The organism is Pseudomonas sp. FSL R10-0056 (assembly GCF_009600105.1).
In the GTDB taxonomy this organism is placed as follows: domain Bacteria; phylum Pseudomonadota; class Gammaproteobacteria; order Pseudomonadales; family Pseudomonadaceae; genus Aquipseudomonas; species Aquipseudomonas bubulae.
The window spans coordinates 19,468-46,284 of sequence record NZ_WIWL01000248.1; the positions used below are offsets into that span (position 1 = coordinate 19,468).

22 protein-coding genes and 6 tRNA genes are annotated in these 26,817 nt (G+C 56.8%); 25 read left to right on the plus strand and 3 right to left on the minus strand.

Features of this window, described 5'->3' with window-relative positions:
- The first annotated feature begins 104 nt into the window (after positions 1 to 104).
- From ppsA to GHO42_RS25210, 9 genes are all read left to right on the plus strand, one after another.
- On the plus strand, positions 105 to 2,480 hold the full coding sequence (gene ppsA / locus GHO42_RS25170; protein ID WP_095003117.1) for a phosphoenolpyruvate synthase: 2,376 nt from the start codon (positions 105 to 107) through the stop codon (positions 2,478 to 2,480).
- A gap of 104 nt (positions 2,481 to 2,584) precedes the next feature.
- Positions 2,585 to 3,544 (plus strand): alpha/beta fold hydrolase, encoded by a 960-nt coding sequence (locus GHO42_RS25175; RefSeq protein ID WP_153328264.1) that lies wholly within the window; start codon positions 2,585 to 2,587, stop codon positions 3,542 to 3,544.
- Between the two features lie 298 nt (positions 3,545 to 3,842).
- On the plus strand, positions 3,843 to 4,334 hold the full coding sequence (gene rraA / locus GHO42_RS25180; protein WP_095019625.1) for a ribonuclease E activity regulator RraA: 492 nt from the start codon (positions 3,843 to 3,845) through the stop codon (positions 4,332 to 4,334).
- 24 nt (positions 4,335 to 4,358) lie between these two features.
- Entirely contained in the window at positions 4,359 to 5,354 is a 996-nt protein-coding gene (locus tag GHO42_RS25185; RefSeq protein ID WP_095021009.1) for a CorA family divalent cation transporter, read from the plus strand.
- 62 nt (positions 5,355 to 5,416) lie between these two features.
- Positions 5,417 to 5,662 carry a CrfX protein gene (locus GHO42_RS25190; protein ID WP_095003121.1) on the plus strand — a complete coding sequence of 82 codons (246 nt, stop codon included), beginning with the start codon at positions 5,417 to 5,419 and terminating at the stop codon, positions 5,660 to 5,662.
- Between the two features lie 2 nt (positions 5,663 to 5,664).
- On the plus strand, positions 5,665 to 6,489 hold the full coding sequence (locus tag GHO42_RS25195) for a mechanosensitive ion channel domain-containing protein (RefSeq protein ID WP_095003122.1): 825 nt from the start codon (positions 5,665 to 5,667) through the stop codon (positions 6,487 to 6,489).
- 91 nt (positions 6,490 to 6,580) lie between these two features.
- Positions 6,581 to 7,171 (plus strand): RNA polymerase sigma factor SigX, encoded by a 591-nt coding sequence (gene sigX / locus GHO42_RS25200; protein WP_029611289.1) that lies wholly within the window; start codon positions 6,581 to 6,583, stop codon positions 7,169 to 7,171.
- Positions 7,172 to 7,277: 106 nt separating this feature from the next.
- The gene (locus GHO42_RS25205; protein WP_153328266.1) at positions 7,278 to 8,252 is read left to right on the plus strand and encodes an OmpA family protein; all 975 of its coding nucleotides are present in this window, start codon (positions 7,278 to 7,280) and stop codon (positions 8,250 to 8,252) included.
- Positions 8,253 to 8,373: 121 nt separating this feature from the next.
- Complete coding sequence (locus GHO42_RS25210) at positions 8,374 to 9,396, plus strand: quinone-dependent dihydroorotate dehydrogenase (RefSeq protein ID WP_095003124.1); 1,023 nt, start codon at positions 8,374 to 8,376, stop codon at positions 9,394 to 9,396.
- Between the two features lie 117 nt (positions 9,397 to 9,513).
- Here GHO42_RS25210 and rmf read toward each other — a convergent pair whose 3' ends face one another.
- Entirely contained in the window at positions 9,514 to 9,729 is a 216-nt protein-coding gene (gene rmf / locus GHO42_RS25215; protein WP_095003125.1) for a ribosome modulation factor, read from the minus strand.
- 540 nt (positions 9,730 to 10,269) lie between these two features.
- Between rmf and rlmKL the strand changes: the two genes are divergently transcribed.
- The gene (gene rlmKL, locus GHO42_RS25220; protein ID WP_095019627.1) at positions 10,270 to 12,540 is read left to right on the plus strand and encodes a bifunctional 23S rRNA (guanine(2069)-N(7))-methyltransferase RlmK/23S rRNA (guanine(2445)-N(2))-methyltransferase RlmL; all 2,271 of its coding nucleotides are present in this window, start codon (positions 10,270 to 10,272) and stop codon (positions 12,538 to 12,540) included.
- A 190-nt stretch (positions 12,541 to 12,730) separates the two neighbouring features.
- Here the strand turns inward: rlmKL and dacB are convergent, their stop codons facing one another.
- Complete coding sequence (gene dacB, locus GHO42_RS25225; protein ID WP_095003128.1) at positions 12,731 to 14,197, minus strand: D-alanyl-D-alanine carboxypeptidase/D-alanyl-D-alanine-endopeptidase; 1,467 nt, start codon at positions 14,195 to 14,197, stop codon at positions 12,731 to 12,733.
- A 233-nt stretch (positions 14,198 to 14,430) separates the two neighbouring features.
- Here dacB and GHO42_RS25230 point away from each other — a divergent pair, with 233 nt between their 5' ends.
- Complete coding sequence (locus tag GHO42_RS25230; RefSeq protein WP_095003129.1) at positions 14,431 to 14,775, plus strand: YggL family protein; 345 nt, start codon at positions 14,431 to 14,433, stop codon at positions 14,773 to 14,775.
- Positions 14,776 to 14,893: 118 nt separating this feature from the next.
- On the opposite strand, the gene GHO42_RS25235 is transcribed toward GHO42_RS25230, so the two are convergent.
- Positions 14,894 to 15,652, minus strand: coding sequence for a hypothetical protein (locus GHO42_RS25235; protein ID WP_095003130.1), 759 nt, complete (start codon positions 15,650 to 15,652; stop codon positions 14,894 to 14,896).
- Between the two features lie 331 nt (positions 15,653 to 15,983).
- Between GHO42_RS25235 and GHO42_RS25240 the strand changes: the two genes are divergently transcribed.
- The 14 genes from GHO42_RS25240 to GHO42_RS25305 all read left to right on the plus strand — a co-directional run bounded on the left by GHO42_RS25240 (position 15,984) and on the right by GHO42_RS25305 (position 26,813).
- A tRNA-Glu gene (locus tag GHO42_RS25240) sits at positions 15,984 to 16,059 on the plus strand.
- Between the two features lie 2 nt (positions 16,060 to 16,061).
- Positions 16,062 to 16,137 (plus strand) — tRNA-Gly (locus tag GHO42_RS25245).
- Between the two features lie 101 nt (positions 16,138 to 16,238).
- Positions 16,239 to 16,314, plus strand: a tRNA-Glu gene (locus GHO42_RS25250).
- A gap of 5 nt (positions 16,315 to 16,319) precedes the next feature.
- Positions 16,320 to 16,395: transfer RNA gene (locus GHO42_RS25255), tRNA-Gly, on the plus strand.
- Positions 16,396 to 16,496: 101 nt separating this feature from the next.
- Positions 16,497 to 16,572 (plus strand) — tRNA-Glu (locus GHO42_RS25260).
- A gap of 5 nt (positions 16,573 to 16,577) precedes the next feature.
- Positions 16,578 to 16,653: transfer RNA gene (locus tag GHO42_RS25265), tRNA-Gly, on the plus strand.
- A 185-nt stretch (positions 16,654 to 16,838) separates the two neighbouring features.
- Positions 16,839 to 17,780, plus strand: coding sequence for a fatty acid desaturase (locus tag GHO42_RS25270; RefSeq protein WP_153327728.1), 942 nt, complete (start codon positions 16,839 to 16,841; stop codon positions 17,778 to 17,780).
- An 18-nt stretch (positions 17,781 to 17,798) separates the two neighbouring features.
- On the plus strand, positions 17,799 to 18,590 hold the full coding sequence (locus tag GHO42_RS25275; RefSeq protein ID WP_153327730.1) for a phosphate/phosphite/phosphonate ABC transporter substrate-binding protein: 792 nt from the start codon (positions 17,799 to 17,801) through the stop codon (positions 18,588 to 18,590).
- Between the two features lie 130 nt (positions 18,591 to 18,720).
- Positions 18,721 to 19,269, plus strand: coding sequence for a sigma-70 family RNA polymerase sigma factor (locus GHO42_RS25280; protein ID WP_153327732.1), 549 nt, complete (start codon positions 18,721 to 18,723; stop codon positions 19,267 to 19,269).
- On the plus strand, positions 19,266 to 20,285 hold the full coding sequence (locus GHO42_RS25285; protein WP_095019630.1) for an ABC transporter substrate-binding protein: 1,020 nt from the start codon (positions 19,266 to 19,268) through the stop codon (positions 20,283 to 20,285). Before GHO42_RS25280 ends, GHO42_RS25285 begins: the two co-directional genes overlap by 4 nt.
- A 21-nt stretch (positions 20,286 to 20,306) precedes the next feature.
- Positions 20,307 to 21,158: a proline/glycine betaine ABC transporter permease gene (locus GHO42_RS25290; protein ID WP_095003135.1), complete on the plus strand. Its 852-nt coding sequence runs from the start codon at positions 20,307 to 20,309 to the stop codon at positions 21,156 to 21,158.
- A complete protein-coding gene (locus GHO42_RS25295; protein ID WP_095019631.1) occupies positions 21,155 to 21,976 on the plus strand; it encodes a glycine betaine/L-proline ABC transporter ATP-binding protein in 822 nt (273 codons plus the stop codon). Before GHO42_RS25290 ends, GHO42_RS25295 begins: the two co-directional genes overlap by 4 nt.
- A gap of 113 nt (positions 21,977 to 22,089) precedes the next feature.
- Positions 22,090 to 23,850, plus strand: a complete 1,761-nt coding sequence (locus GHO42_RS25300) for a hypothetical protein (protein ID WP_153327734.1) — start codon at positions 22,090 to 22,092, stop codon at positions 23,848 to 23,850.
- 314 nt (positions 23,851 to 24,164) lie between these two features.
- Entirely contained in the window at positions 24,165 to 26,813 is a 2,649-nt protein-coding gene (locus GHO42_RS25305; protein ID WP_153384204.1) for a hypothetical protein, read from the plus strand.
- Positions 26,814 to 26,817: the final 4 nt, after the last annotated feature.

Genomic DNA, 26,817 nt, shown 5'->3' on the forward strand with positions numbered 1-26,817 from the left:
CAGTGTCACTTATTTTCCAGGTCCAGGCCACAATCGCTGTGATGCCTCATGATGAGGATCCAGCGCCCTGAGCTTTTCCCAACACCGTTAGTGGAGAGATCACCTTGGTAGAGTACGTAGTTTCCCTCGATAAGCTCGGCGCCCATGACGTGGAGCATGTGGGGGGCAAGAACGCATCCCTCGGCGAGATGATCAGTAATCTTGCAGGCGCTGGTGTTTCAGTTCCCGGTGGCTTCGCCACGACTTCTCAGGCATATCGTGATTTTCTCGAACTGAGTGGTTTGAACGACCAGATCCACGCTGCGCTGGATGCGCTCGATGTAGATGACGTCAATGCCCTGGCCAAAACCGGTGCCCAGATCCGTCAATGGATCATGGAAGCCGAGTTCCCGGAGAAGCTTAACGCCGAAATTCGTACCGCCTTTGCCGCTTTGTCCCAGGGCAACCCTGACATGGCCGTTGCCGTGCGCTCCTCGGCCACCGCCGAAGACTTGCCGGACGCGTCCTTTGCCGGTCAGCAAGAAACCTTCCTGAATATCCGCGGCGTTGAAAACGTCATTCGTGCGGCCAAGGAAGTATTTGCCTCCCTGTTCAACGACCGCGCTATTTCTTACCGCGTGCACCAGGGCTTTGACCACAAACTGGTCGCCCTGTCTGCAGGCGTACAGCGCATGGTGCGCTCCGAAACCGGCACCGCGGGCGTGATGTTTACCCTGGACACTGAATCAGGCTTCCGTGATGTAGTGTTTATCACCGGCGCCTACGGCCTGGGTGAGACCGTCGTGCAAGGTGCGGTAAATCCGGACGAATTCTACGTTCACAAACAAACCCTGGAAGCGGGTCGCCCGGCTATTTTGCGCCGCAACCTGGGCAGCAAAGCCATCAAGATGATCTACGGTGACGAAGCCAAGGCCGGCAAGTCGGTCAAGGTGATCGACGTTGAAAAGGCCGATCGCGCGCGTTTCTGCCTGACCGATGCTGAAGTCAGCGAACTGGCCAAGCAAGCCATGATCATCGAGAAGCACTACAAGTGCCCGATGGACATCGAGTGGGCCAAAGACGGCGATGACGGCAAGCTGTACATCGTACAGGCGCGCCCGGAAACCGTGAAAAGCCGCAGCGCCGGCAATGTCATGGAGCGTTACCTGCTCAAGGAAACCGGTACGGTACTGGCTGAAGGCCGCGCCATTGGCCAGCGTATCGGTGCAGGCAAGGTCCGCATCATCAAGGACGTGTCGGAAATGGATAAAGTCCAGCCGGGCGACGTACTGGTCTCCGACATGACCGACCCGGACTGGGAACCCGTGATGAAGCGCGCCAGCGCCATCGTCACCAACCGCGGCGGTCGTACCTGTCATGCGGCGATCATCGCTCGCGAGCTGGGTATCCCGGCCGTGGTGGGTTGCGGCAACGCCACCCAGCTGTTGAAAGACGGCCAGGGCGTTACCGTTTCGTGCGCTGAAGGCGATACCGGGTTTATCTTTGAAGGCGAACTGGGCTTCGATATCAAGAAGAACTCCGTGGACGCCATGCCGGACCTGCCGTTCAAGATCATGATGAACGTCGGCAACCCGGACCGTGCCTTTGACTTTGCGCAATTGCCGAACGCCGGTGTGGGCCTGGCCCGTCTGGAGTTCATTATCAACCGCATGATCGGTGTACACCCCAAAGCCCTGCTGAACTACGATGGCCTGCCACAGGAAATCAAGGACAGCGTCGACAAACGCATCGCCGGCTACAACGATCCGGTGGGCTTCTACGTCGAAAAACTGGTTGAAGGCATCAGCACCCTGGCCGCCGCTTTTGCACCGAAAAAAGTTATCGTGCGCCTGTCGGACTTCAAGTCCAACGAATACGCCAACCTGATCGGCGGCAAGCTGTACGAGCCTGAAGAAGAGAACCCGATGCTGGGCTTCCGCGGTGCTTCGCGTTACATCAGTGAAAACTTCCGCGACTGCTTCGAGCTTGAATGCCGTGCGCTCAAGCGTGTGCGTAACGAAATGGGCTTTACCAACGTTGAAATCATGGTGCCGTTCGTCCGTACCCTGGGTGAAGCGAGCCAGGTGATAGATCTGCTGGCGGAAAACGGCCTCAAGCGTGGTGAAAACGGTCTGCGCGTGATCATGATGTGCGAACTGCCTTCCAACGCGATCCTGGCTGAAGAGTTCCTGGAGTTCTTCGACGGTTTCTCCATCGGTTCCAACGACCTGACTCAGCTGACCCTGGGTCTGGACCGCGACTCCGGTGTCATTGCGCACCTGTTTGATGAGCGCAACCCGGCGGTTAAAAAGCTGCTGTCCAACGCCATTCAGGCGTGCAACAAGGCTGGCAAGTACATCGGTATTTGCGGCCAGGGCCCGTCCGATCACCCGGATCTGGCGCTATGGCTGATGGAGCAGGGTATCGAAAGTGTTTCCCTGAACCCGGACACCGTTCTGGAAACCTGGTTCTTCCTTGCAGAGGGTCAGGCGCAGGCTTGAGTCGTTGAGCGTGGAGCAGGGCAGCCAAAGGGCTGCCCTGCTCTTTATAGGCAGTGGTAGGGCGAGTTCCTGTGTGAAATCGCCCTTTTTTGTGCAAGAGCATTATGCAAAGCAGCAGTCTCCTTTTTCCCGTTGCCCTGATCAGCGCTGAGCGTCGGGGCGATCTGAGCGAAGACGTTTATCGCTTGAAACCGGCCAACAGCCCGGATATTTCCGTTGAGCTGGTGGTGACCCGCCTGGGGATGGCCGACGACAGCCAGGTACGCGGCGTGCCGGTCATCCTGTTGCATGGCAGTTTTTCCAATCGGCGTTTTTGGTACTCGCCCAAGGGGGCAGGGCTAGGGGCGTTTTTGGCGCGTGCCGGGTTTGATGTGTGGCTGCCCGAAATGCGTGGCCATGGTCTTTCGTCACGAAATATTAGCTGGGCTAAAAATCGCGTGGCGGACTATGCCCGCTACGACTTGCCAGCCATAGCGGCATTTGTTCGCGAGCAAAGCGGGCAAGTTCCGCACTGGCTCGGCCATTCTCAGGGTGCCATCAGTTTGGCCGCGGCCTTGGGGGGCAAGTATCTGAGTGAGTCGGATGTGGCGTCGGCGGCGTTTTTTGGCTGTCAGATCAATCGCCGTTACTGGTCACTGAAAATTCCTCCGATTGAGTGGGGTGCCTATCTGTTGTTGAAGCGCTTCAAGCAACTGTCGGGGACGCGACTCAAGCGTGGCCCGGAAGACGAGCCGGTCAGCATCGCCCTGGAAACCCTGCGCTGGAATGGTTTTATGGGGTGTTTCAAGGACGCCGAGCGCGACTGGTGGGCCGGTTTGGCCGAGGTTCAGGTCCCGGCACTGGTGGTGGCAGCGGTGGGTGATCGGCAAACGCCGGAGTGGGCGTGTCGCAAGCTGTTCGACCAGTTGGGCTCAGAACAGCGCATGTTCGTGTCCCTTGGCCGTGAGCATGGCTTCAGCTCTGATTACAGTCACGTTGAAATGCTGGTCAGCCAGTCTGCGCAGCAGGAAGTGTGGCCATTGGTGCGTGATTGGCTACTAAAAGGCACGACGAAATCGTTGTAGATACTCTGTTGCAGGTCAAGCCCTCTATTGTGGGAGCGAGCCTGCTCGCGAACGATCTTCGCGAGCAGGCTCGCTCCCACAGTTGCAGTGTTTCTGCAGCTGCTTCGTTCATACGGCAGCTGGTGCGGATGGCGTGTGACCCGATATCGCAAGGTGGTCATAACGTGTTCTTTTATGTGATATTGGTTGCCGCTCGAGGCTTGGACGACTTTTAAAGCCGGGCTTGTCCAAAGCGTCTATAACCCATAGTGCTATCGTTGTTTTCACTGTTGTGCCCACCCTGAACAGGAGCTTTCCCGTGAATCACTACATCACCCCCGATCTGTGCGATGCCTACCCTGAGCTGGTGCAGGTACTTGAGCCCATGTTCAGCAATTTCGGCGGGCGCGACTCCTTTGGCGGCGAGATCGTGACCATCAAGTGCTTCGAGGACAACTCCCGGGTCAAGGAACAGGCTGAACTCAGCGGTGAAGGCAAAGTGCTGGTGGTCGATGGGGGCGGTTCCCTGCGTCATGCCTTGCTGGGCGACATGATTGCAGACAGGGCGGCAAAAAATGGCTGGGAAGGTATTGTTATTTACGGCTGCATTCGCGACGTCGATGTGCTCGCGCAAACCGATCTCGGCGTGCAGGCTTTGGCCAGTCATCCGCTCAAGAGCAACCGTCGCGGTGTGGGCGATGTCAACGTGCCCGTGACGTTTGCGGGTGTCACGTTCCGCCCCGGTGAATTCATTTATGCCGACAATAATGGCGTTATCATTTCGCCAACCGCTCTGAAAATGCCGGGCTAAACGCATTACCACTAAGGATCACGGATGTTCGAGGAAGAAAACGCTCAATGGGGGCTGGTGCATGCGCTGGTGCTGGATGGTGAAGGCGGCGCACGTTCGATTGCGCGCACCGAGCTGAACGACCTTCAGTTGCAGGCCCACGAAAGCCTCTGGCTGCATTGGGATCGCAGTCATCCGCAAACCCAGAGCTGGCTGCGTGATTCCAGTGGCTTGAGTGATTTCAACTGTGATCTGCTGCTTGAAGAAAATACCCGTCCGCGCCTGGTGCCTGCCCCCAACAATGAGCTGCTGCTGTTTATGCGCGGGGTCAACCTGAACCCCGGCGCAGAGCCTGAAGACATGGTTTCACTGCGTATTTTCGGCAGTGCGCAGCGCTTGATCTCATTGCGCATGCGACCATTGCGGGCCACCGATGAGTTGCTCAGTGAGTTTTCCCAGGGTGAAGGCCCGAAAAATCCCTCTGAATTGATCCTGTACCTGGCCCAGCACCTGACATTGAAGGTGCAGGACTTGATCGGCGAACTGTCAGAAATCGTCGATGACGAAGAAGATAAAATAGATGCCGACGAACGGTACACACCTGATCACAACAGCCTCTTGCAGGTTCGTCGAAGGGCAGCCGCCTTGCGTCGATTCCTGGCACCTCAGCGGGATATTTTCGGTCAGCTTACGCGTATCAAATTACCCTGGTTCAGTGCCGATGATGCCGACTACTGGAACGAACTGAACAACAGCCTGACCCGCTATCTGGAGGAGCTCGAACTGACCCGCGAGCGCGTGGGGCTGGTGCTCGAGTCTGAAGACCGGCGTTTGAACGTGCGTATGAGCCGCATCATGTATCGCTTTGGCGTGCTGACGGGGATCTTTCTGCCGATCACCTTTATTACCGGTTTGCTGGGCATCAATGTGGGGGGCGTACCGTTCTCCGATGACTCTTATGGCTTTGCCATAACCTGCGGCGTGATGCTGGTTATCGGGGCGGGGCAATGGTGGTTTTACCGTCGTTTGCAGTGGCTGTGACCGGGTGAATGTGACCCCGGCAAATGTCCCTTCGTCATTTACTGACTTACCGAGAGGTGCTTATGCACGATCCGTTTGAACAGTCCTTACGTGAAATGCTCAAGGCCGAGCCGTCCAACCGGGATGACGATGCGTGCCTGGGTCGCGTGCTGAAAACCGCCAACCGACAGGTCGGTGCGGGAGACCTTTTCAGCCTGCTGGGCCGCTGGATGCAAGCACTGATGATTGCTTTGAATAGCGGTTCGGCTCATATTGCGCCCGTTTCGCGACGCAAATCTGCTGCTCGCCCTGTTGATAAGGCTGATTGAACATGGAATTGAATGTCTGGACCCAAAGCCTGGTCGCGGCAATGACTGCCTTGTGGACCAAGATTGCCAACTTTATTCCCAACCTCTTCGGCGCGTTGGTGGTAGTACTGCTCGGCTTCGTGGTTGCCAAACTGCTCGACGCCTTGCTGTCCAAACTGCTTGCCAAGTTGGGCCTTGATCGCCTGATGGGCGGTACGGGCTTGACCAAGATTCTGGCCCGGGTCGGGATTCAGGTGCCCATTTCGACGCTGATTGGCAAAATCGTCTACTGGTTTGTGCTGCTGGTATTCCTGGTTTCTGCAGCGCAGTCTCTGGGCCTGGATCGTGTGTCATCCGCGCTGGATCTGTTGACGGTGTATCTGCCCAAGGTCTTTGGTGCGCTGCTGGTTCTGCTGGCAGGCGTGTTGCTGGCCCAGGTGCTCAACGGCCTGGTGCGTGGCGCTGCCGAGAGCGTGGGCTTCGATTATGCCGGCGGGCTGGGCAGGGTGACCCAGGGGCTGGTCATCATCATCAGCATCTCCGTGGCTATCAGCCAGCTGGAGGTCAAGACCGACCTGCTAAACCATGTGATTGTTATTGTGTTGATTACCGTTGGTCTGGCTATTGCACTGGCAATGGGGCTGGGCAGCCGGGAAATCGCCGGGCAAATACTGGCCGGGATCTATGTGCGTGAGCTGTATCAGGTTGGTCAGGAAGTGCGGATTGGCGAGGTTGAAGGGCAGATCGAAGAAATTGGCACGGTTAAAACCACGTTGCTGACCGATGAGGGTGAGCTAGTCTCCATCTCGAACCGGATCTTGCTGGAGCAGCACGTAACCAGCCGCTAACACGGCAAACCCTGCTAATGTACGCCGCCGCAAAAAAGCCAAGATTGACTGGTTGCGGCGGACATTGACCTGACTGTTGGCACAACTCGTTTTGAATAAAGCACAATCGCTATCCATGCGCTATGACCCCCGCGAGCTCTCTGATGAGGAGCTGGTGGCGCGCTCGCATGATGAGTTGTTTCACGTGACACGTGCCTATGAAGAGCTGATGCGGCGCTATCAGCGTACTTTGTTCAACGTTTGTTCAAGGTATTTAGGGAACGATAGGGACGCTGATGATGTCTGTCAGGAAGTCATGCTGAAAGTGCTGTACGGTTTGAAAAATTTTGAAGGCAAGTCGAAATTCAAGACATGGCTGTATAGCATCACCTACAACGAGTGCATTACACAGTATCGAAAGGAACGGCGAAAGCGTCGCTTGATGGACGCATTAAGTATTGACCCCCTCGAGGAAGCGTCCGAAGAAAAGGCGCCGAAACCTGAGGAAAAGGGCGGACTTGATCGCTGGCTGGTGCATGTAAATCCGATTGATCGTGAGATTCTTGTGCTGCGTTTTGTCGCAGAACTGGAATTTCAGGAAATCGCGGACATAATGCATATGGGTTTGAGTGCGACAAAGATGCGTTACAAGCGCGCTCTAGATAAATTGCGTGAGAAATTTGCAGGCATTGCTGAAACTTAGTTCAGCGCAAATGGCTCTACGTGTAGGCAAGGTCTGATAGACTTGCTGCCGAGTTGTCCCCCGGTATGAGGGACTGCTTTACAATCACCAGATGGGGATTTAACGGATGAAACTGAAAAACACCTTGGGCATTGCCATTGGTTCCTTTGTAGCCGCAACTTCGTTCGGTGCCCTGGCACAAGGCCAAGGCGCGGTCGAGGGTGAACTGTTCTACAAAAAACAGTACAACGACAGCGTCAAGCACGTAGAAGACGGTTACAACCCAGGCGCATCGATCGGTTACTTCCTGACCGACGACGTTTCGTTGAACCTGACCTACGACAAAACCAACCACACCCGTTCGAATGACGGCACTGGCCACCAGAAAATCAAAGGCGACAACTTTGGTCTGAACGCTCAGTACCACTTCGGCACCGTAGGCGACGCTCTGCGTCCATACGTTTCCGGCGGTGTTGCTCACAAGAGCATGACCAACGTTGAGGCTGACGGCCACAGCGGTCGCGACAAGTCGACTTTCCTGACTGCAGGCGCTGGTGTTAAGTGGTACATCACTGACAACCTGTTCGCCCGTGCTGGCGTTGAAGCTGACTACAAACTGGACAACGGCAGGTGGGACTACGCTCCTACCGTTGGTCTGGGTGTGAACTTCGGCGGTAACGGCGGTAAAGTCGCTCCTGCTCCAGTTCCAGCTCCAGCACCAGTTGAGCCAGAGCCAGAAGCTCCGATCGCTGAAGTTGTTCGCGTTGAACTTGACGTGAAATTCGACTTCGACAAGTCGGTTGTTAAATCGCAGTACATGCCTGACATCAACAACGTTGCTGATTTCATGAAGCAGTACCCTGCGACCACCACTACTGTTGCTGGTTACACTGACAGCATCGGTCCAGACGCCTACAACCAGAAACTGTCGCAGCGTCGTGCTGACGCTGTTCGTGCAGCCCTGGTTAACCAAGGTGTTGCAGCCAACCGCGTAGACGCAGTTGGCCACGGCGAAGCCAACCCAGTTGCAAGCAACGCAACTGAAGAAGGCCGTGCCCTGAACCGTCGCGTAGAAGCTACCGTTCAAGCAGAAGCTAAGTAATTTTTAGCTAGGCTGTTCAGAAAAACCCGGCTCAGGCCGGGTTTTTCTTTGCCTGTGATTTAGTGAAGCGCGCAGCTATAATCGCGCTCTCTTCAAGCAACCCTTTGAGTCCTATCAGCCCATGTATAACCTGGCCCGCCAGTTGCTCTTCAAACTCTCCCCTGAAACCTCCCACGACCTGTCCCTGGACTTGATCGGCGCAGGTGGCCGTCTCGGGCTTAACGGTTTGTTGTGCAAGGCGCCGGCAAGGCTGCCAGTGACGGTGATGGGGCTGGACTTCCCTAACCCGGTCGGCCTGGCCGCAGGTCTGGACAAAAATGGTGCGGCCATTGATGGCTTTGCACAACTGGGTTTTGGCTTCGTTGAGATCGGCACCGTGACGCCGCGACCTCAGCCGGGCAATCCCAAACCCCGTATTTTCCGACTGCCTGAAGCGCAAGCGATCATCAACCGCATGGGGTTCAACAACCTTGGCGTCGATCACCTGCTTGCACGGGTTCAGGCAGCCAGGTACAGCGGTATCCTGGGTATCAACATTGGCAAGAACTTCGATACGCCGGTTGAGCGAGCGGTCGATGATTACCTGATTTGCCTGGACAAGGTGTATGAGCACGCCAGCTACGTGACTGTAAACGTCAGCTCGCCTAACACGCCGGGTTTGCGCAGCCTGCAATTCGGTGATTCGCTCAAGCAATTGCTCGAGGCCCTGCAGCTGCGTCAGAACGAGCTGACTCAGCGCCACGGCAAGCGCGTACCGCTGGCGATCAAGATCGCCCCTGACATGACAGACGAAGAAACCGTGCTTGTGGCTCAGGCGCTGCTTGAGACGGGTATGGACGCAGTGATTGCCACCAACACCACGCTGAGTCGTACAGGTGTTGAAGGTATGGAGCATGGCGACGAGGCGGGTGGACTGTCTGGAGCACCGGTTCGTGAGAAAAGCACTCACACGGTGTCAGTACTGGCCGGTGAGCTGGCAGGTCGTATGCCGATCATCGCTGCGGGCGGGATTACCGAGGGCAAACACGCAGCTGAAAAAATCACTGCGGGTGCGAGCCTGGTGCAGATTTATTCGGGCTTTATCTACAAGGGCCCGGCCTTGATTCGCGAGTCGGTTGACGCCATATCTGCCTTGGCGCGCTGATTGGCAGGTAATAAAAAGGGCTCCCCTAAGGAGCCCTTGGGCCGTAGCCCGCCGCCTGGAAAGGGCGGCAAGGTTGAGTCAGTACAGCTTCGAGGTGATGTCGGATTTTGCCCGGAGTTAGCCGACGGCGTGAAGTTCGTTGAGTCTGTGGATGCCCGCAGTGCCTGTCATACCGTCCCAGTTGTCGCCGCGTCCTTCACGCCAGCCGTTAATCCAGGCTTGGCGTACCGACGGTAGAGTAAAAGGGCAAAGCTCGCGGGATTTTCCGTTAACACCGTATTGATATCCGCGAAGGAACGCTTTTTCCAACGGATCACGCTTAAGTCTTCTCATAGGGTATTGCCCTCACTTGTTGACTGTTTATTTAGCGTCGGCCTTCCAGAGGCCGGGGCAGAGTGTTCTGCCGTTGGTGTGCTCGCTGCCGGCGTGGCGAGCATTTTGTCAGGGCCTGTGCGGCCGTAACCTGAGTTGAGTTCTAACCAATGCGCCAAGGCGTGTGAATGATCGTTTTGTCATAAGGACGTAACGATAATGGTGTTAAGGCCATAAGTAAGGTCGCTTTTTGACCACTGAATACGACCAAAGCCTGATAGGCCGAGTGTTTGCAAAGAGGATGCGTTTCATTCCCCGTCGCGAATACCCGCCTCTTTTGCTGGGGGACTATTCGACGAAGGGTCTGTATATGACCTGTTGTTTCCAGATGAATGACCTGCCTCGGCGTCTAAACTGTTCATGCCTGCGGGCATGAGTGATCGCCTCGGTGGAACGGCACAGTTTCGTGCCACGCGAGCGCTCTTCAAGAAAAGCGCTTGATTGAAAACGGAGCGGGCGATGCGTCGCCTTCTCGCTGATAGCTAATAGCCCAGGAATCCCATGTCGGATCGTTACGAACTCTTCCTTACCTGTCCCAAAGGCCTTGAAGGCCTGCTTCTCGAAGAGGCCACCGGCCTTGGTCTTGAGGAAGCCCGCGAGCACACCTCGGCCATTCGAGGCATGGCTACCATGGAGACGGCCTACCGCCTGTGCCTGTGGTCGCGCCTTGCCAACCGTGTGTTGCTGGTACTCAAGCGCTTCCCGATGAAGGACGCCGAAGACCTGTACCACGGTGTGCTGGACGTTGACTGGCAAGACCATATGGTGCCGGATGGCACCCTGGCCGTTGAGTTCAGCGGTCACGGCTCGGGTATCGACAACACCCACTTTGGTGCGTTGAAGGTAAAAGACGCCATCGTCGACAAGCTGCGCACGCCAAGCGGTGAGCGTCCTTCCATCGACAAGATCAGCCCCGACATGCGCATTCACCTGCGCCTGGACCGTGGCGAAGCCATTCTGTCGCTGGATCTGTCAGGCAGCAGCCTGCACCAGCGCGGCTACCGCCTGCAGCAGGGTGCTGCTCCGCTGAAGGAAAACCTCGCGGCGGCCATCCTGATCCGTGCGGGCTGGCCACGTATGGCCGCCGAAGGTGCTGCTCTGGCTGACCCGATGTGTGGTGTAGGTACGTTCCTTGTCGAAGGCGCGATGATCGCCGCCGATATGGCGCCAAACCTCAATCGTATTCACTGGGGTTTCGATGCCTGGCTGGGTCATATACCGGCCATCTGGAAAAAACTTCACGACGAAGCCACCGAGCGTGCCGAAATCGGCATGGCCAAGCCACCGCTGTGGATTCGTGGCTATGAAGCCGATCCGCGCCTGATCCAGCCAGCGCGCAATAACATCGAGCGCGCGGGCCTGAGCCACTGGATCAAGATCTACCAGGGCGAAGTGGCGACCTTCGAGCCGCGCCCGGACCAGAACCAGAAAGGCCTGGTAATCTGCAACCCGCCGTACGGCGAGCGTCTGGGTGATGAGGCGAGCTTGCTTTATCTCTACCAGAACCTCGGCGAGCGTCTGCGCCAGGCCTGCTTGAACTGGGAGGCCGCGGTGTTTACCGGTGCTCCGGATCTGGGCAAGCGTATGGGCATCCGTAGCCACAAGCAGTATTCGTTCTGGAACGGCGCCTTGCCGTGCAAGCTGTTGTTGATCAAGGTGGTGCCGGATCAGTTCGTTACCGGCGAGCGCCGTACCCCCGAGCAGCGTCAGGCTGAGCGCGAACAGGCTGAGTCCGATCTGCCTTCCAACATCGAAGCGCCAACCAAGTACGAGAAGTTCAACAAGAACGGTAACCCGATCAAACCGGCTCCGGTGGTGATCGAGCAGCCGCGCTTGAGCGAAGGCGGGCAGATGTTTGCCAACCGACTGCAAAAGAACCTCAAGGCGCTGGGCAAGTGGGTCAAGCGCGAAGGTATCGACTGCTACCGTGTCTACGATGCCGACATGCCTGAATATGCGATGGCGATCGATCTATACCACGACTGGGTTCACGTCCAGGAATACGTGGCACCGAAATCCATTGATCCGGTAAAAGCCTCGGAACGCATGTTCGATGCATTGGCGGCCATCCCGCAGGCGTTGAACATCGACAAGAGCCGGGTAATCGTCAAGCGTCGCGAGCGCCAGAGCGGTACCAAGCAGTACGAGCGTCAAAGTGCCCAGGGCAAGTTCACCGAGGTCAGCGAAGGCGGTGTGAAGCTGCTGGTCAACCTTACGGACTACCTGGATACCGGTCTGTTCCTGGACCATCGCCCGATGCGCATGCGTATCCAGAAAGAGGCTGCCGGCAAACGCTTCCTCAACCTGTATTGCTACACCGCAACTGCCAGCGTACACGCAGCCAAGGGCGGCGCGCGCAGCACCACCAGCGTTGACCTGTCGAAAACCTATCTGGACTGGGCGCGTCGCAACCTGTCCCTGAACGGTTTTTCGGACAAGAACCGTCTGGAGCAGAGCGATGTGATGGTGTGGCTGGATGCCTGTCGTGAAGAGTACGACCTGATCTTTATCGATCCGCCGACCTTCTCCAACTCCAAGCGCATGGAAGGCATCTTCGATGTGCAGCGCGACCACGTGCAATTGCTGGATCTGGCCATGGCCCGTCTGGCGCCGGGTGGCGTGCTGTATTTCTCCAACAACTTCCGCAAATTCATCCTCGATGAAAATCTGGAAGCGCGTTACGCGGTCGAAGAAATCACTGCCAGCACCATCGATCCGGACTTTGCCCGCAACAGCAAAATCCACCGTGCCTGGAAAATCATGGCCCGGTAATAGCGGCTGAGTACTGGCCTGCCTGCTTCTTGCAGGGGTGGGCCTGTAGTGGGAGCGAGCCTGCTCGCGATGGCATCACCGCAGTTTTGCGCCTGAGCGGGTCGCCTGCTTCGCGAGCAGGCTCGCTCCCACAATGAAAAACGCCCCTGATCGCACGATCAGGGGCGTTTTTTATTGCCCGGGCAACGCCTTACTGCGCGATGGATACCGCGCTATTCGGGATTTGCGGCTGACGATACAGGTCGAGCAGAACCTGATCCAGAATCGCCGAAGCGCCCCACGGACGAGGGTCGTTAAGGATGGCCACCACTGCCCAGGTATTGCCGTTGCTGTCGCGACTAAAGCCGGAAATGGCCCGCACGGTGTTCAGGGTGCCGGTCTTGATATGGGCCTGGCCGTTCATGGCCGTGGTTTTCAGGCGCTTGCGCATGGTGCCGTCTTTGCCGGCAATGGGCATGGAACTGATGAACTCGGCAGCGTAGGGGCTTTTCCAGGCAGCCTGTAGCATTTGCGCCATTTCCCGCGCGCTGACGCGCTCTGCACGGGACAGGCCGGAACCGTTCTCCATGATCAAATGGGGTGCGGTAATGCCTTTTTTCGCCAGCCATTGGCGTACTACGCGCTGTGCGGCCTTGGCGTCGTCACCGTCAGCATCGTTGCGGAACTGCGCGCCCAGGCTCAGGAACAGTTGCTGGGCCATGGTGTTGTTGCTGTATTTGTTGATGTCACGAATGATTTCGGCCAGGTCTGGCGAGAACGCGCGTGCCAGCAGCTTGGCATTTTTGGGTACGCTGGCCTGGCGGTCCTGGCCTTGAATGCTGCCACCCAGCTCTTTCCAGATAGCGCGTACGGCGCCAGCAGTGTAGGTCGCGTGGTCCAGCAGGGACAGATAGGTCTGCGAGTTGCAGCCATCGGCCAGTTGCCCGCTGACGGTGACCAGTACCGAGCCGTCGGCTTGCGGTACCGGGTTGTAGCGCACGTCGCCGGTGCATTGTTTGGTGTTGACGGCCTTGACCTGGTTGTCGATCTTGATGCTGGCAATTGGTGGTTCGACCGAAATCAGAACCTTGCCCCCATCGTTGCGCGCCACGAAACGCAGGGCCTTGAGGTTGACCATCAGCGAGTCGGGCTTGACCAGGAACGGTTTGTTCTTGTCATTGCCGTCGTCGTTGAATACCGGCAGTTGCGGCTGATTGAAGAAGTTGCGATCGAGTACCAGGTCGCCGGTGATCTGTTGCACACCATTGGCGCGCAGATCGCGCATCAACAGCCAGAGTTTTTCCATGTTGAGCTTGGGGTCGCCGCCGCCCTTGAGGTACAGGTTGCCTTGCAAAATGCCATTGTTCAGCGTGCCATCAGTGTAGAACTCGGTTTTCCATTGATGGGTCGGGCCAAGCATTTCCAGGGCGGCGTAGGTGGTCACCAGTTTCATGGTGGAGGCCGGGTTCATGGATACATCGGCGTTGTAGACAGTGGGAATGCCAGGGCCGCTTAACGGCAGCAGAACCAGGGACAGGGCGTCGTCGCCCAGTTTGTTGGTCTTGAGCGCTTGCTGAACTTTTGGTGTGAGGGTGGTATTGACAGGGGCGGCGTTGGCGCCGAAGGCCAGTGGCAGAAAAAAGCTGGCGAGAAACAGTGGCCGTAAAGATTTGATCATATTAAGTAAAACCCTGCAGGCGAGGGGGGGAAATACGAGGGCATGATGAAAAGTTCCCTCAATGGTCATAAAAGTATTGGCATTATGCCCCAAGGTTGTCGGGGTTGTGCATCCACCTGTTACAGGGTTTCGCGGATAAAGTATAGAAAACGATGAACCGTTCACACGGAACCGGGCGCCGGGCGGCCGAAGCTGCTAAAGTGCCGCCCGTTATTACTTAAGAGGATTGTTCAATGGCTACTAATCGTTCCCAGCGTCTGCGCAAAAAACTGTGCGTTGATGAATTTCAGGAGTTGGGTTTTGAGCTGAACCTGGATTTCAAAGAAGACCTGTCGGAAGAGGCTATCGATGCATTCCTGGCAGCTTTCCTGGCAGAAGCCATGGAAGCTAACGGCTTGGGTTATGTTGGCGGCGACGACTACGGTCTGGTTTGCCTGCAGAAGCGCGGTTCGGTCAGCGAAGAGCAGCGTGCTGCTGTTGAAGCCTGGCTCAAAGCGCGTCCAGAGCTGACCACCGTTGAAGTTAGCCCGCTGTTGGACGTGTGGTACCCGGAAAAGCCAATCAATCCGGTAGCCTGACGTCAAATATAAAGGCAGCCCAAGGGCTGCCTTTATATGTTTTACCCCTCTGGCCCGTCCTGGGCTTTACATCGCATTCCCTGGTTCCTCCGACAGCTGCACAGGTGGCATGTGTCTGTCAGTCGTAAATCGACTTCTTCTTCCAGTCGGCATCGGCCTCGTCTGTCTTCAAACCTTCAGTCAGCTCGTTGACTTCACCCGTGGTCGGCTCAAGTGCGCTCTGCACTTGTGCGTTGGCGCGTGCCAGTTGTGCTTCGAAATCCTTGATCTGGGCGTTGTACATGGCGGGTACCGGCTGTTTGCGCAAGTACTGTACGGCACGTTCGAAAGCCAGGCGCGCCTGTGCGGGCTGATTTTTCTGCAGGGCCAGCTTGCCCAGATTGTTGAAGAACTCGATATGCAACACCACCAGCAAGTGGCGAATTTCCGTGAGCCACTGCTTGGCTTCGTTGGTCGGCAAAAAACCGTCCTTGGCCGCACGGGTGATTTGCCCGTGGAGTGTTTCAAGCAAAAAACGTACGTCCTTGGCTTTGGCTTCGGTCAGCACCGGGTTGGGCGGGTTGTTGACAGGAATTGACTCGCCCTTGGCAATCAGGCCGCCGAGCTCGGTCACTTGTGCCTTTAATGCCGCGCTGGATTTATCCAGGAGCAACAGGCGCTGTGTCGCATTGAGCTCAAGGCGGGTAAGCAGCAGTTTGAGGGCGGGAGACATCAACTGGCCGGGGAAGGTCTCGTTGACCTCGCTGCAACGACGGATGCGGTCGTTAAGCTCGACCTTGAGGCGGGCTTTCTCCAGTTTGTTGTTTTCCACTATATGGTTGATGTAGACGATGGCAATCAACAGTGCGATCCCGACGACGACAAGCAGGGCGATCATGGTGGGCGTCAACGTTAAAACCTCTTGTGGGTGTAGATGCGCTGTCTCGGTGAAGTCGCAGTGCCTGGCTAGGACGGGGGTGAGGATCGACTGGGCAGCAAACTGCCATCACTGAGGTCCGGCAATCATAACTCCTTGTAGGGTGCCGGAATATAGGCGCCAAGAGCTTGCCTCGAGACTCTGTAGGAAAACGCCTTAATAGGGGGGAAGTCATTGATTTCAATATATTTTCATATTGGGGTTGACGACCTTCCAATCCATCCCTAGAATGCGCGCCAATTGCAGCGTAAAGCGAACAGCCAAACGCATGTAACCAGTGAAGTTGTAGTGTGTCCCCTTCGTCTAGTGGCCTAGGACACCGCCCTTTCACGGCGGTAACAGGGGTTCGAGTCCCCTAGGGGACGCCATTGCGGGAATAGCTCAGTTGGTAGAGCACGACCTTGCCAAGGTCGGGGTCGCGAGTTCGAGTCTCGTTTCCCGCTCCATTTTTAAGCAGCTTTGCTTTCGGGCGAAGTTGAGTGAAAGCCAAGAGACTAACGTTTGTTAGTGATCTGGCACTGAAATGTACGTGTGCATTTCGGGCAACGTCCCCTTCGTCTAGTGGCCTAGGACACCGCCCTTTCACGGCGGTAACAGGGGTTCGAGTCCCCTAGGGGACGCCATTATTGCGGGAATAGCTCAGTTGGTAGAGCACGACCTTGCCAAGGTCGGGGTCGCGAGTTCGAGTCTCGTTTCCCGCTCCATTTTTAAGCAACTTTGCTTTCGGGCGAAGTTGAGTGAAAGCCAAGAGACTAACGTTTGTTAGTGATCTGGCACTGAAATGTACGTGTACATTTCGGGCAACGTCCCCTTCGTCTAGTGGCCTAGGACACCGCCCTTTCACGGCGGTAACAGGGGTTCGAGTCCCCTAGGGGACGCCATTATTGCGGGAATAGCTCAGTTGGTAGAGCACGACCTTGCCAAGGTCGGGGTCGCGAGTTCGAGTCTCGTTTCCCGCTCCAAATTTTGTTTTTTGGAGCAACGCAGTTTCAAAAAACACACAGAAAGCAGCCTTCGGGCTGCTTTTTGCGTTTCCGGGGTTTGCTTTTCGACCCGTACGCAAACACCTCTAAGCTCATAACCAATCGATCTGCAAGAAAACTGCGACTGGCGCAACAAGGATTCAAACCTGTTTTGAGTTCATCAGATGTCGCATTATTTCGATAGCGCCCAACAACGGGACATCCAGGCCTTGTCCCGTACCTTCACCGGTCGAACCCAGTGGCCTACCTGGTTATTGCTGCTTGCCGTTCCCACCGCCTGGTTTGCGTTGCTGCTGGGCAGCCCGGTGCTTGGCGCTGGCTGGACGATTGTGCTGCTGATCCCGGTGGTGGTGCTGTGGATGTCGGTGCAGCACGAACTGCTGCACGGCCACCCCACAGGTTCCAGCAACCTTAACAAGGTGCTGGGCTACGCACCTTTTGCGCTGTGGTACCCCTATACCCTCTATCGCGACAGCCATTTGCAGCATCACCGCGATCATGACCTGACCTTGCCCGGCATTGACCCCGAAAGCCGCTATTTAAGCCAGGCTCACTGGCAGGGCAGTTCCAGTCTGCTGCGTGGTTTGCTCTGGCTGAACAAAACGGTGCCCGGACGCCTGCTGCTGGGCCCGCCCCTGGCATTGTTTGGCATGGCCAGGGAGGAGTTGCATCGCCTGCGCAGCGGCGAGCGGAAAGCCTGGTGCATGTGGCTGACCCACGGTTTTTTCACGATGCTGATGTTTGCCTTTATCGCGTACTGCAGCGAACTGGCTGTTTGGCAGTATGTATTTCTGGTTACCGTGCCGGTTTTGTCAGTGGGCATGGTTCGTTCCTTTTATGAGCACCGTCCCGCAGTCCGGCCGGAACAGCGAACGGTACTCAATGAAGCCGGTTGGCCCTGGACCTGGCTGTTCCTGAACCTCAACTTGCATCTGGTGCACCATGATTTACCGGGTTTGCCGTGGTTTTACATGCCCAGGGTCTACCGTGCGCGACGAGAGCAGTGGCAGCAGCGCAGCGGCGGTTTTCTGGTGCAAGGCTACGGTGAACTGATTCGCCGTCACGCGGTGCAGGCGATTGATAGCCCGCAGCATCCGTTCAGTTAATTTCACAAGGTGCCTTCCATGTCTGGCCGTTATGCCGAATTGGCAATGTATGTAGCCCCCCAGCAGGTCAGCGAAGCCAATGAACGCTGGTTGACCCGTGTTCTCGAGCTTTTGCAGCATACCCGTGGCGATGCCCGGGGCCTTGGCCTGCTGGAGTTGTTCAGGGCCCCCGAGTTGTTGCTGAGCCAGACCTGTGGTTATCCGCTGTTGACCCAGTTGCGCGGTCAGGTGCAATTGGTCGGTCGCCCGCATTACGAATGGCCCGACAGCCATGGGGGGGAGCATTGCAGTGTGATTGTCAGCCGTGATGCAGATCCGCGCCGCGATCTGGGCGCTTTCGCGGGCAGCCGCGGGGTGATCAATGATCAGCACTCCAACAGCGGCATGAATCTATTGCGCCATCGCCTTGCGCCCCTGCAGCGCGGTGGGCGCTTTTTTGCCTCCGTGGCCGTCAGCGGCGCGCACCGGCAAAGCCTGCGCTGGGTGCGCGAAGGTTGTGCCGACCTTGCCGCCATCGACAGCGTGACCTATGCCTACCTGGCCCGCTATGCGCCGGCAGAAGTTGCCGGGCTGCGGATTGTGGCGCGTACGGCCTCCAGCCCGACCTTGCCTTACATCACTGCGCTCAGTGCCGGACGTGACGGCGCAGGGCAGATTCGCCAGGCAATGAATACGGCCTTGGAGCAATTACCCGAAGTAGCTCTAACCTTGGGGCTGCGGGAAGTTTTACCAGCCAGTGAAGCGGATTATCAGATGGTTCTCGATTATCGGCAGGAAGCGGCTGAGTTCGGGTATGACGTGTTGCAGTAGTGGAGCCATACTTAATAGCTGAAACGAATAAACAAATGTTTTTTTAGTATTTAAATTGCATAAAACCATTTGCTAGGATCGCCGCACCGGATCACCGGACATACCGTTCTGTTTAATTCCTGGAGCCCCTATGTCCGGCGCCGACATCGCTCACCGCGACCATGTGAGCCAGCTTTATCGCACCCACTATTTGTGGCTGCATGCACGTTTGTGCCGTTACCTCGATTCCAGCAGCTACGCTGAAGACATCGCGGCCGATACGTTTGCCCAGCTTTTAAGCGCACCGCAGGGGCTGGTCATCCGCGAGCCGCGTGCGTTGTTGACGACTATCGCCCGGCGTCTGATCTTTCAACTGTGGCGTCGCCGGGATGTGGAACGGGCCTATCTGATGAGCGTGCAACAACAAGAACCCCTTCATTTCCCCTCGCCAGAGACCCTGGCCCAGGCAATTCAAGCCTTGCAGATGATTGATGCCCGGCTCGATGGTTTGCCCGACAAGGTAAGGGAAACCTTCGTTCTATCACGGGTCAATGGCCTGACGTATCCCGAAATCGCACAACAGCTGGGCATATCCCGGCGCAGCGTGAGTGACTACATGGTTCGCGCCCTCAAGCGTTGCGCCATGCACGCCACCGCGCAACCCACCTACCGCCCCTCCATAACAAGAGAATCCGCATGAATAACTTGAAAAAATGGCTCGGTGGTCCGCTGCTGGCCTGTGCATTGATCACCCAACCGGTGCTGGCCGAGCAGAAGGCACCGGTTCACTTTGGTGATATCACCTGGGAAAGCGGCAGCCTGATTACCGAAGTGCTGCGCCTGATTACAGAGAAAGGCTACGACGTGGCGACGGACACATTGCCCGGCAGCACAGTCAGTCTGGAAGCAGCACTGGCCAAAAACGATATTCAAGTGATTGGTGAAGAGTGGGCAGGGCGCAGCCCGGTGTGGATCAAGGCCGAAGCCGAGGGCAAGGTGCTGGGGCTGGGCGATATCGTCAAGAACGCCAGCGAGGGCTGGTGGGTGCCGGAGTATGTGATCAAGGGCGACCCTGAAAAAGGCATCAAGGCACTGGCCCCGGACTTGAAGTCGGTCAACGATCTGGCACGCTACAAAGATGTTTTCCGCGATCAGGAAGACCCTTCTCGCGGTCGCTTTCTAAATAGCCCTACCGGCTGGACCTCTGAAATCGTCAACAGCCAAAAGCTCAAGGCCTACGGGCTGGACAAGGACTTCGTGAACTTTCGTACAGGCTCCGGCGCGGCGCTGGATGCCGAGGTCAGCTCATCGATCAAGCGTGGCAAACCGGTGTTGTTTTACTACTGGTCTCCAACCCCGCTGATTGGCCGCTACAAACTGATAAAACTCGAAGAGCCTGCCTTCGATGCCGAAGCCTGGAAAACCCTGGCCGACGCCAACAATCCCAACCCCAAGGGCACCCGCTCCTTGCCGGCGAAACTGGCGATCGGCGTGTCGACCCCGTTCAGCAAGCAATACCCGCAACTGGTCGAGTTCTACCAGAAGGTCGATTTCCCGATCGATCTGCTGAACACAACCCTGGCGCAAATGAGCGAAAAACGCACCGAACCGAGTAAGGCGGCGCAGGCCTTTTTGCGCGAGCAACCGCAGATCTGGCATGCCTGGGTTACTCCTGAAGCGGCGGCCAAGGTCGATGCGGCGCTTAAAGCGAATTAATTCCTTGAACAAGAGCACCGCATGTTTCCTGAAAATCTGACGTTTTCCATCGCAGGATGGGTCAATGATGGCGTTGATGCGCTGGTGAGCAACTACGGCGATGTGTTTCGGCACATCTCCGACACGCTGCTGTGGGCCATCATCCACCTCGAAAACCTGCTGCGCCTGACCCCGTGGTGGCTGATGCTGATCATCGTCGGCGCCATTGCCTGGCATGCCACGCGCAAAATTTTCAGCACCTTGCTGATTGTCGGCCTGTTGTTCCTGGTAGGTGCTGTTGGCCTGTGGGACAAGCTGATGCAGACCCTGGCGCTGATGCTGGTGGCCACAGTGATTGCTGTGCTGCTGGGCATCCCGCTGGGGATTCTGGCCGCCCGCAGCAACCGTCTGCGTTCGGTGCTGATGCCGCTGCTGGATATCATGCAAACCATGCCCAGCTTCGTGTACCTGATCCCGGTGCTGATGCTGTTTGGCCTGGGCAAGGTGCCAGCGATTTTTGCCACTGTGATTTATGCCGTACCACCGCTGATCCGTCTGACCGATCTGGGCCTGCGCCAGGTCGACCGCGAGGTGATGGAGGCGATCAATGCCTTTGGTGCCACGCCGATGCAACAGTTGTTCGGTGTGCAATTGCCGCTGGCCATGCCCAGCATCATGGCCGGTATCAACCAGACCACCATGATGGCCCTGTCGATGGTGGTGATTGCCTCGATGATCGGTGCACGCGGTCTTGGCGAAGACGTGCTGGTAGGCATTCAGACCCTCAACGTCGGTAAAGGGCTGGAAGCCGGGCTGGCTATCGTGATTCTGGCGGTGGTCATCGACCGCATTACCCAGGCTTATGGCCGACCTCGGCATGGGGATCAGAAATGACCGTCAACAAAATAGAAATACGCAACGTTTACAAGGTGTTCGGCAATCGCGAAAAAGCCGTGCTGGCGATGATCCGCGCGGGCAAGAGTAAAGACCAAGTGCTGGCCGAAACAGGCTGTGTGGTGGGCATCAATGACATTTCGCTATCGATCAGGGCGGGAGAGGTTTTCGTCATCATGGGCTTGTCCGGGTCAGGCAAGTCCACGCTGGTGCGTCATCTCAATCGGCTGATCGACCCCAGCAGTGGTCAGATCCTGGTCGACGGAGAAGACATCCTGGATTACGACATGCCTGCCTTGCGCCATTTTCGTCGGCACAAGATCAGCATGGTGTTTCAGAATTTTGGCCTGCTGCCTCACCGCAACGTACTGGATAACGTCGCCTATGGCCTGAAAGTCCGGGGCGAGAGTGTTGCGCAATGCCAGCAGCGGGCCCTCCACTGGATTTCCGTGGTCGGCCTGCAAGGTTACGAGCAGGTGTTCATTCATCAACTGTCGGGCGGCATGCGTCAGCGCGTCGGCCTGGCACGGGCATTGGCCACCGACACCGACATCATCCTGATGGACGAAGCTTTCAGTGCCCTGGATCCTTTGATCCGTGCAGAGATGCAAGATCAGTTGCTGGAATTGCAGCGCACTTTGCAAAAAACCATCGTGTTTATCACCCATGACCTGGACGAAGCGTTGCGCATTGGCAATCGTATTGCCGTACTCAAGGACGGGCAGTTGATCCAGGTCGGCAGCCCGCAAGAGATTCTGCAGGCTCCGGCAGATGACTACGTCGGTCGTTTCGTCCAGCGCCGGCGCACCAGTGCCTGATTCTGTACATATCCAGATACCGCCTGTAATGCGGATTCATTGCGTTTAATCAGCCGATCCGGTTCTGCCTCTCGCGGGCGTAACCCTCGTCTAATTCAACGCGATGAACTGTCATGAAAACACTTTCGACCACCCCTGATGCCATGATCCGCTACTCGGCCCTGAGTAGCTTTGCGGGTCACAGTTTTGCCCTGCGCCCGACGTTTCAAGGTGTCGTTGCCAGCTGGTTCAAGCAAGCGCTACAGGATAAATACCCGGCCCTGAACGTGGATTTTACGCAGCTCGCTATCGCTGAACCATTGAGCCATGAGAACTCACCGGGCATGCCCAGGCGCTATCGTTTCATGGCCGTTGCGGATGTGATGATTCAGTGCTTTATCGACTCAACGCCGGTGGTGCTTATCCAGGGGGTTCACCGCCTGAGCGTCGATAAAAACGAACTGTCTGCGCATCCATTGGCGGTGAACATGGCGGAGCTGCAAAGCATCATCAACGACCATTCGGGGTTATTGATTGCGGCCTATCAACAGGCGCTGGCCGAATTCTGGAGTGACAGGCAAAACGGCTCATTGGCCCCGCTTCAATGGTTGAGCGAAGTGTTACGGATGGCCCTGGGGGGTGCCGCCCTGATGCAAAACCGCGTGCCTGCCTTGCCTGCCGATCAGGCAGTCGTGCTGGCGGTGGTTGCATCCTTCCCTGACAGGGACAATCGGGCCAGAGGAACCCTCGAAACCCCGGTGCACGCCTATCTGGTCAATATCGACGGTACAGAGAACAACGTTCGGCGGCGCTTTCAACTGCCGGGTGTGGTGCTGATCACCCGGCAAATGCCCGATCACCTGATTGTGCTCGGTTATTCACTGGAGCACGGGGTTGAGTCCTTCAGCTCGGTACAGGCGTTCGCTACCTGCATGCTGACTCGTGTGTTGCAGGTTGCCCCCGTTCGGTTGTTGAGCTGGAGTCTGCATGAGCCCGAGGGGGACTTTATCACCGGCCTGGCCCGCACCTTGCTCGACCAGCAGTTGCGCAACATGGTGCGTGTGGGGCAAGCCGCTCAGGCAGGCAAATGGAGCGTCGGGCGACTGGAGCAGGTGCTGGACGAAGCGGCTGCGATGTTCCCGTTTTTCAGCGAGCAGGAACGCCCGCACCTGGAGAATGTGATCTCCGTATTGCCCGAGTGGCTCAAGCAGGCCAGCTCCGTGGATCAATTGGACTACAGCAGGTTGATGAGCGCAGAAGTGATCTGGCAGCGCCAGACCCGGGGCCGCACCTTTCTGGACGGTATTGATGCATTGCCGGTGTACGCCGAGAAAATGATCAGGCAACGCATCGAGCGCGATCATCCGCGGTCAGGCCTCGATATCTCGCACATTGAGATACATGACGTGGGGGTCGAAAACTTGCAGCTGCCTGTTTTCAGCGACGATGTGCTGTCTTTTGTCGAGTTTGTCCTTGGCTACAGAGGCGGCTGGCCAGTCGGCCTGATCGCGGTCAAGGATCGCACAGGCGCCCCAGTACCTGACTGGTTGACCAGTGGCTACGTGAAAAGCCTTGTGGATGAGCTGGATGTGGGAGTGGGCTATATCGCGCTACTCAAGGGTTACCTGGTGGACGACGACAAGCAAGTCATGCAGCGCGAGGCGTTATATGCGGCCCAACTGAGAATTCAATTGCCGCTGTTGGCCCTGGAGAAAAAATCAGGGGGCAAGCCGGTTTTACCCCGCAGGGCTTGCATGTGGTCACCCAGGTCATGCGCCACGACGCGCAACGGTCGGTCAGCCATGACTATGTGTGCGTGCGGCCCCTGGGCTTTTACGCCTATGAAGGGGCCAGAGTTGATACGGCGGCGAACATGTTTGTCTTCGGCTCGCTGAATATCCAGACAGGGCCCTTTATCCTGTACCGGCCTTTTGCCCCTGAACCCTTGTTGGAGTATGCCAGCTGGCCCGCATTGTTTGACGCCATCAAGCATCCGGGTGAGCTGCAAGAAAGCATATTGACCTGGCTGGACGATGACGCCCGTGGTTATTACGCCGACGGCGGTTTTGCGCGACCGCATCTGGAGAATGTACTGCTGGAGGGTTTTTTGGCCCTGTTGCCACGTCGCCCGGCGACCTTGAGTACGCGTAGCTTGGTGGGCAACTACTACGGGGCGATGTTTGACGCCAACGTCAGTGCGTTGATGAGCATGGCGGACAACCAGACGGTGTCGACCTCTGAGCGTCGCTGGATGCTGCTCAAGCACTATGGCTGGAGCCTGTTTAACGGGTTGACGTTTTTCCTCAGTGGGCCCTTGCAGAAAGCCGCCTGGCTTTTTCAGACCCTGTTGAGCCTTGATAGCGGTTTGCAGGCGCGAATTGATGGCGATAAAGAGGCGGGGCAACAAACGGTTATCGATCTTTTATTCAATATCAGCCTGGCACTTCTGCACGAAGGTCTGAGATTCAAGGCAAAAGCCAATGCCCGGTTACGCTTGAGTGCCCCTGTCGATGAACCGTTGTTTACGATCTATAAACCTGAGGCCCTCCCGGCGGTTGAGCCAGTGTCCGCTAGCGTTATCGCGCAAAAGAAACAGCCCGATATTGAACCCCGTGCTGCCAGCCAGTATTCGTCCCTGGACTTCTCATGGTTCAGTGCTCAGCCCCGTTTGACAGAGCTGCAGCAGGCAAGCCTGGACACTTTTGTGCTGGATCTGGACTTGAGCCAGGGCACGCGCATCGAAGTAGGCCCCTTAAAAGGTGTTATCAACCATGAGGGCAAGTCATATGTGCAGATCGGTGCCAAAACCTATCGCGTTGGCCGTGACGCGGATGGGCTGGTGATCCAGGACGACAGGCAGCCTGAAAGATTTGGCCCGCGCCTGAGAAGGGATGAGGCCGGGCAGTGGCAACTCGATCTGCGTTTGGGATTGCGCGGCGGCGGTCCCAAAAAAACCATTCAGGCATTGCGCGAGAAAAAGACCCAGAAAGTGGCCGCGTTGCAGCAAGAGGCCGAACGCCTGGACGAAGAGCTTCTGAGGCGCGACCGAGTGCTGAAACTGACTGAAGAGTTGCTGACTAAATTTCCCGATCGGCGAGCGACGTTTGTTGATCGCTACGAAGCTGAGCTGGAAGCGTGGCGCGCGGGTGTGCTGGACATGATCAACGTCAAAACCAGGTCGAACCAAATTATCCCCCTGGAGGGCTTTGAGGCCAGAACACAGGAGACTTGGGTACAGCTGACCTTGAGGCTGTTCAAATTACAGAACTACCTGGAAGAAGCGCTCCGTGAACTGCCGGTATCCAACTCCAGGGTCTCTTATACCGCTTCGCTGCTGGAGGTTCTGGCAGAGATAAACAATGGCTCGAGTGCTCCCTATGAGCGCTGGATTACCAACTTGAAACAGGCCGAACGGCTAGAGGCGCGGTTATATAAAAACTCGCTGCGCGAGTGCGATGCCCTTGATGAGGTCAGAACCAGGCCGTTGCCCAGATACAGCGCACTGGAAGAGATAATCAATCAACCCAATCGGGATTATTTCGACCGCCACTGGTCCGCCGCCTACCTGGAAACCCTGTGCGAACTGGTGATCCGCCGTGATGCGGTCAACCTCATACCTGAAGAGCAATATGCATTTGATCTGTTCGGGCAAGGAACATTGATTGATACCGCCTGGTCGCAATTAAGCTTGCGCCGTGAAGAGACGAAGTATCCCGGAGAGCATCTCGATTTCTTCGATAAGACCATCGAAAAATACGACGCAGCGGAAGGCGTTTGCCAGAACCTTGTCAGTCTTGGCTCCGAGCATTTCCGTAATGAATATCTGCCCGACATTATTGAGGTTCTAAGCAGCCTGAGAACGTTTGCAGAAGCCCAGATGCAGAATGTTATCCGTGAGTCCGAAAGCTCCTCTTCTGAAGCAGAAGAGCCCCGGCCAGGCCCCAGTCGCCTGATCAATGAGCCAGGAGCCGGGGCAGGATCGTCCCGCGGGACTCAGCAAGTAATCAAGACCACAAAAAACCTGACGCTGGTAGGGCAGCGTCGTCCTCCGTCCTCGGAGTCTGAAGATGAAATCGTCGATGTGACTGAGGGCATCGATCAAATGAATATCCGCTCCTATCGCAAAACAGAGGCGGGAGAATGGGAAGAAATCGGTAGCAGCAGACCACCCACTCTTCAGGCTTCACAAGCCAAGTCGTTATCCCGACTCCAGGCTGACGCCCGCACGTTGCTGGAGCGGATTTCGGGAGTCATTGCACAGAACAGGGCAAGCGCTGCAACATCCAGAATACCGATCGAAATAGAAGAAATTCTGAGCTTCAAAGCCAGCTCACTCGACGAGGTGGCGCAGAAGATGGAGCGGATTGTGCTCACATCCAGCCCTGAGGTTGAGCCCCTGACTCAAGAGCGCAGAGCTGGCGCTTTGGCATTAATTACCGACCTGAAGGCGGCGGCCGGCAGGTTGCGCGCCGAGGGCCGAAGCCTGCGCATCAGCATTATCAAGCGGCTGCCGCCAACGGGTGCCAACGTCGAGTATTTAAAGGCCCAGGGCGAGGTAAACATTACCCGCGTGGGGAGGCGGCGGTTTTTGTCCAAAGGCCAGCGCAAGGATTATCTTGAGGAATACGCCATTAGCACTTTGGAGGGTAATGAGTTGTGGTTTGCACATTTTCATTACAAGGCAATGGACACACTCGCCGCCGACTTTGACGTGGCCCACTTGAAAACGGCCCAACAGCGCACCCTGAGTGAACAGGCGTTGTACGCCCGGGCACAGAGTTCCCATGACTATATCGCGGTGTATCGCGCCAAACTGGATCGGGCCATGGCGCAGCGGCTTTTTTTATCCCTTCCTTGATTGC